Below are 6,381 nucleotides of genomic sequence, written 5' to 3'. Positions count from 1 at the left end.
CACGCACGCCCGGGCGTGGAAAACAACCGACCGAGTCTAGTGTCCTCCATCAAGTCCTTTAATTCGATTGTCATTTTCATCCCTCAGAACGTCTTTTCGATGCCGCTCTCTAGCGGTGGGGCACCTACTATCGAGACGGAACATAACCATCTCGTTGAGAATCGCTCCCAAGCAACAATCGGCCAGGCCGTTAACGTTAGGGCCTCCGTCTGACCTAAAGCGGCCAGGTGGATCCGTCGACAGCTGTCTTGGGAACGCTATGCGGCAGATGAATCAATCGGCCATGGAGGAGTAAACCTAGGGCCAGATTGATCCAGAAGGCAAGCCTAGGGAGTGAAGGGTTATATTATTTCCGCCACTCAATCCGTAGTATCAAGCCGGAATTACTGGACTCACATCGCAGCCGCTCCAATTGCTTCGACTGCCAGCTCATCTAAAACAGAAAAAACACCGTCAAGATGTTCGCTGTACGATGCTGTGTAGTTAGATGTAAACACATATCGCTCCTCGACGTGCACCAGCTTTTCGCGAATAAACTCGCGGTGCTTAGCCCAGTAGCGCCCCATCTCTGTCGGATCGAAACCTCCTGTGAGACCCTCCTTAGACGGAACATAACCCCTTTCATCTAAGCTAGTGAAGAAAGCATTGCTAAGATTAGCCAAACAGTAATCGGTAAAATGGAAAATATTGTCTTCGTCAACATCTGGATTAAAGCAAAACCCAAATACATATTCTCCCATCAGCAGTGCAATACCACCACCATCTTTATGGYCACGAAGGTCGTAGTACCCGCAACCCACGCCTGATCCATCTGGAGGATTAGTATTACTTAGCTGATAGATTACAAATGACTTCAGGTCAGAGCGGACGGACGAAATACGACGTGCAATCGAATTCTCATCTCCAACAGCACTCTCGCTGATTAAGAGCGAAGCCTCGCCTAGAAACTCTTCATCAGGCGCATCGTCGACTTCCTTAAAAAAATTTCTTCCTGCGTCAACATAGGCATGCCGAAATAATTCAGCAATCGTCTGCGATAGCCTCCTCATTGCCGACAGCGCGAGCTTACTTACCAAGCCATTGGTCGTGGTCTTTAAGTCTTCATGCACGAGGAGCGCCGATTGAAGATTATTCAACTGCCCGTTTCGGTCAGCAGAACACTGAAGCCTAAATAGCATCAAATCGTTCCAGCCTAAAACCCCACGGTCGTTGCCAATAAGTCGCTCGAGTAATCCCTCACCTTCGTAAGCGCGCTCTCCAAAAATTCGCCATGCTATCTCTACGATATTTTCGGCAGTGTTCAGATGCTGTTGACCGGCTGTTCTTCCCCATCCAGCACGATCTAGTAGCCGCAACAGTGAGTAGATCGATCTCTGCCGCAGTCCTCTATCATTGTTTGCCACAGAGGAATACTTGGGTAGGTAGTCAACGAGAGTGCTGATAGCCTCATCCGCAACTGCTTTAGTTAGGGCATATGATTGGTTCACGAGGACCCTCCAGAATTGGTCATGTGCGTATTGACCTTGCTCTAACTGGAAGTCCTCGGACTCAAGAATTGAAACAACGGATACCCCTTCGCTGACCTGCCCCACTGMATTTTGGTAGAGAATAAATGTCTGTTGTGGTTCGGGCGTAGCAAATCGAACAATAAGCTTTAAATAGTTTTCAAGGTTTCTGAAAGACTCTTCGTTGAAACAAGCACGCGCTGCCAAGACCGACTCTTCCACGTCACGTCGAGCAGGGAAGTTTAGCGTGGCTACATCGAAAAGCTGTTTCAATAAAAATTTTGCTGGCTCTGGTTGCCCCGTTATCAGCTCTGAAAACCCGTCAGAGTTAGTGAAGTCGGGTTGTCCGGGGATACGACAAAGTGAAAAGGATCCAGAACGACCTTCAGTTTCTTGCGCATAAATTAGTCTGAACAGCCCGGGATAATTTAAATGTAAAAGGATCAGGTTGATAAGGTCCCTTTTATTGAAGTCGGTTCGACCTAAATTACTGCGTTCGAGTTGCATTAACAGCATGGCGTTAACGAACCGCTTCACTTTGCGCAGATCGCCCACAAACGGTAGGTAGCTGGCCGCAAGAGTGCCGTCGAGAATATCCGCCAACTCGCTGAGCACCGAACCAAGTTTCATCATCGTGTCGGAAGGAATTGAGCCCTGCTGGTTTTCTACGCGTTGCCAATCCCTCCGTAGGAAATCTCTGATACCTGAGCTATCGACGAATAAACTCAATTTTACTGTGACAAATTTTTCAAGAAACTCCCGTGCTCTCGATCCCTCATCTTGGTTTTTAGCGAGAATTTCCGTGTCGTAGCAAAGCACATACGTGGCTCGGGAAAGCTTGAACGTTCGCCGAGTAGCGAATAGAACGGAGTTTGTGGTTTTTGCGTCCAGACGATCGAGGTCATCGATGACAATGATTACCCGGCGGCCAATACGCCGGAGGACCTCATCAATATCATCCAGCAGTTCATCCACGGTTTCCTGAGACGGCTCCACCGACAATTTAAAGCCGAGAAAAGAAACATCAGCTCTTCCCTTTATCAATCGAGAATACCGGGATGCCGCAGGTCGAAACTCTGGAGCGAAAACTTCACGCTGAATAGCGGCGGAAAGGTCTCTGATCAAGCGGTCAGCAAGGTCGGGCTCTGACGCGTATCGAAGGGGTTCGAAGCGACACACAATAGCCCTTTCTTCTGCGCTTGCCCAATGACGCGCTGCGAGATTAATGAAGCTTGTCTTTCCGACTCCCCAGGGGCCATCGACTCCAAAAACAAGACCTGGATGGGCGCCGCATGCGAGTACGGTCTCCGCGAAAGATTTGGCCTGCATTTCACTCGCGAGGACGTCTTCTTTTTTGTCTCTGATTTCCTCGTCCGCGATAAAAAAAAGCTGTTGAATCGGTCTTCTAGCTCTGGGCCAGTACTGCTGAAATAGCGGCGACATCAGCATTGCGCAAAGGAGGATCAGAACTGCTGGCGTCCAATAAGGATCCGCAACTTCTAAAGCAGTGTGGACCTTGGATAGCCATGGTGACGTCAGCTCATTTGTCCAGATGCCAATGCCAAGTGCCAACAGTAGATCGATCCGAAAGCTCCGAACCATTCGAAAAGCTGCAACATGTGCTTCCCGTTTGTAGGCGTACGTCAGGCAAAGAAGCAACGCGGCTAGAATTCCACTTATCTGCATCCATAACTCAAAGTCCCCCACGATCGGAGCGAAGTTTCTGCCAAGGTAATGCGCGGCACGCCAAACCTCTGCGGCGATAAACCCTACAGCTAATGGCTTGGCAAAAACCAGTAACTCCGGCATTTTCATGGCTGATTTGGTAGTCGCCACTTATTTCTCCTATGGTGCTGCGGTTTATTACCGTACGTCTCAGCCATCAAGCTTCGTGGTCGAATGTAAGCGCCGGCAAATTACACCTTGTACGTCGAGCGTTCAGTTGACACAACTCCCGGGGCAAATATTTATTAAGCATTACCAACTACCTATTTTTGAGTCTCCTTTAGGCTCCTAGGCACATCCTACTGGTTCCTTTTGACCGATTCCGGCCTACGGTTCACCCAAACTTGTGAGCGCTGCTGTAACACCTATTCGGCTTGTAACACCCACCGCCCGTGAAAGATTTGCGGTGTGTAACATAATTAAAACGCTATAAATTCAACAAGTTAACTCTACGTGCAACACGCGTAACACTTGTAACACGTCTTTTCGAGCCCCCACACCCCGTTGATGATAATGCCGCCAGCGAGTGGGATACTGGCTGGTATCGACTGATGCAGAATTCGAACGCTGGGTCGCCGAATGCCGGGTCGCTTGGTAGGTGCCGTCTATCCAAAGGTGGTATGCAACGACTGGGGTGTCGAATTTGCCAGGGCCCCTGGGAATGTTCTGTAGACACGGGGTCGGAAACCCGCGTGATCGTGTTAGCGGAAAAGTGCACAGCTTAGTGAACAGGTGAACCCGGTGAACTGCTGTTCACCTGTGCATTTGCCCTATCCCTTGGTAGCTCGCCGGGGACCCTAGGCATTTCGAATGGGTACGGGGCAAAGAACCCGCGCGTTCGTGTTAGCGGCTGGATTTTTGAAGTTGGTTGACAGGTTGACGGAGTTGACCTGGTTGACGAACGCCATGCGTGCGTTATCAGCAACACAAAAGGGCATCTTTACCATCACTGTAACGATGCCTTTTTTCGTCAGGATCCTTTCAATTTCAACGTTGAAATTTCAGTAAGGTGGGAAGTCTGTCACTAGCAAGATGTCGCGGGTTTCCGACCCCGTGTCATGTGAATATCGTCAGGGTCCCCAGCGCCTTTCTGGCTGGAACCTTGGAAACCGAAATGGCCTGCTCGACCTTCAATAGCTCGACGATCCAGTAATGCTGATTGACTGGCGGCAGCTCAACTACAATGGCCGACCGCCATCTAATGGAGAGAGTCCAATTGCCTTCGTTCATAGTCGAAGATTCGTTTGAGGTACGTCTGCGCCATGCAATATCGGTCGCTTGGAAGGTCTTTGCCAGGAAGGTGGGTGGCGAGCTCATTCCTATCAACAAAGAAGCATCGATGCAGCTTCAATACGCGTATTTATTGAAGCAACTGCTCCCACTGATCCTGCACAACCCGGATGAGACAGCAGACATTGAGCTGGAAACCGGAGTCCGGCTACCTGGTGGCTCCAGCAACATCGACATTTTGGTCACTGGAGTCTCAGCGAAAGGCAGCATCAAGATCGCTATCGAGATGAAATGCTATCGCAACATCAGTTCCTCTGGAGGCCCTCGTGGGGCTCAAGATATTTTTCAGAAGGACGTGTATGAGGATCTGGAAATTCTTGAGCATTACATCGACGCCGGTGTCGCAAATCGGGGCGTAGCGCTTGTGATGAATGACATGCCGTCTATCACTGAGCCAAAGGTGAAAAACGGAAAGTACTGGGCGTATGACATTTCACATGGTTTTACCTTCCCAGGCGGGACTATTAGCGTTCCTATTGGAGGGAAAGAGGTCTGCCTGACGTTGAAGCACTCTTACTCGTTCGAGTGGTCAAAATTTGGCAAGATTTGGTTTGCCGAGATCGAGGGCATTGCTCATTCAGTTGCAGATCGAGATTTTAGCGGTGCCAATTCAGAATCGGCTGGTATTAAAATAGACGCCTAACAGGTGCAGTAGAGATCACCGTGTATCCCTCTCTGTATCCCTAACTGTAAAATCCGGCCGCAAGCCACGGATTATATAGAGCGCTCGAGTCTCCCTCGGGCACCAAAATTAAGAAAGGTCTTGCTTAGCAAGGCCTTTTTTTTCGTCTGTAGAAAAGTGACCTCGTCCACCGCTGTCGTGTAGCAGCTGCCGAAGGCTGCGAGCTTTTGATCTTCGTATTCTTGGCCTGTACGACCCTTCTCAAGGATTCACCCCATGGAACTGCAGCTGGAAACCGTCGCCCTGTTCTGCCTCAAGCTTGCTTATGAGACGGAGGATTCGAGTCCGATTCTTCGGGATGATCCAATCATGAGTGATTATGAGCGCGAGGTTTTTGGGTTGTTGGTTCGGCGGGGGGATGTTGAGGGGATTCAGTTTCGGGTGGAGCACTGTGTCAGTTTGGCGATGGACGCTTTAGGCGGTATTCATACGCCACTGGGACGGGAGCTGCACAGGTTGTCAGCTGATTTCCGCACAGCGCAGACGATGGATCAGCTTGAGGCGCCGCTAATCGCGCTCAAGGACTATCTGAAAGATATTCAGTAATGATTGGGTGGAGCCCCTTCACACCTACTGATACTGGCCGGGGTATGGTTGAAGTGAGAATGGACCTGCCACTAACCCATTACCCCAACTGACAACAACCAAAGATTTTTTCGGCACCACAAGGACGTATCAATGCGGCAAATAGCCCTCAGTAACAAGCCACTCAGAGGCATTCCCCGCCGCCTTCGCGCTCTGGAGCGCTGGGCCTCCAGTTTTCGCGACGAGTTTCACCCGCGATCCGTGAAGATGGAGCGCTACACACACTGGAAGATCCCGGTGCATGCGGCTCTGGTCGAAGGTCCTCAAGCCAGTATCGAAGTTCAAGCCTTCTGCCTTCAGCAACTGCTCGAAGCCGCTAGCCACCTGTCCGACGCTGCTGACCACTCACAAGGTTACTACCGGGTCGCTAGCCTGCTGGTGTGGCCATGGGTTCATCAGAGCGAGGTCACCGTCTTCTATGACCGGGACTATTATTTGGGTTTCCTCGGTGAAACTAACGCGCTCATGCCAGAGCAGATCAGCCATGCTCTTGCGTTGCACACACCAGCGCACTTCATCGAGCACGGACATGACGTAACTCAGCCTGACGATGAAGTCGCAGTACAGTGGTGGTGCATCGGGGAACCGGCTTGA

At 50.5% G+C, this 6,381-nt stretch carries 4 protein-coding genes; 3 read left to right on the top strand and 1 reads right to left on the bottom strand.

Translation table 11 applies throughout. From position 1 onward, the window contains the following. Window positions 1-392: 392 nt before the first annotated feature. A complete protein-coding gene (locus tag AC1D2P_RS05130; protein WP_477811333.1) occupies window positions 393-3,341 on the bottom strand; it encodes a KAP family NTPase in 2,949 nt (982 codons plus the stop codon). A 1,105-nt stretch (window positions 3,342-4,446) separates the two neighbouring features. On the opposite strand from AC1D2P_RS05130, the gene AC1D2P_RS05125 reads away from it, so the two are divergent. The 3 genes from AC1D2P_RS05125 to AC1D2P_RS05115 all read left to right on the top strand — a co-directional run bounded on the left by AC1D2P_RS05125 (window position 4,447) and on the right by AC1D2P_RS05115 (window position 6,381). Then, window positions 4,447-5,163 carry a hypothetical protein gene (locus AC1D2P_RS05125; RefSeq protein WP_477757977.1) on the top strand — a complete coding sequence of 239 codons (717 nt, stop codon included), beginning with the start codon at window positions 4,447-4,449 and terminating at the stop codon, window positions 5,161-5,163. A 255-nt stretch (window positions 5,164-5,418) separates the two neighbouring features. Continuing rightward, the gene (locus tag AC1D2P_RS05120; RefSeq protein WP_223523228.1) at window positions 5,419-5,748 is read left to right on the top strand and encodes a hypothetical protein; all 330 of its coding nucleotides are present in this window, start codon (window positions 5,419-5,421) and stop codon (window positions 5,746-5,748) included. A gap of 132 nt (window positions 5,749-5,880) precedes the next feature. Beyond that, window positions 5,881-6,381, top strand: a complete 501-nt coding sequence (locus AC1D2P_RS05115) for a DUF3916 domain-containing protein (protein ID WP_477757976.1) — start codon at window positions 5,881-5,883, stop codon at window positions 6,379-6,381.

Source organism: Pseudomonas sp. P1_F1_2, from assembly GCF_056405815.1.
The sequence above is the reverse complement of the archived record's forward strand: the minus strand, read 5'-3'. Positions and strand labels throughout refer to the sequence as shown.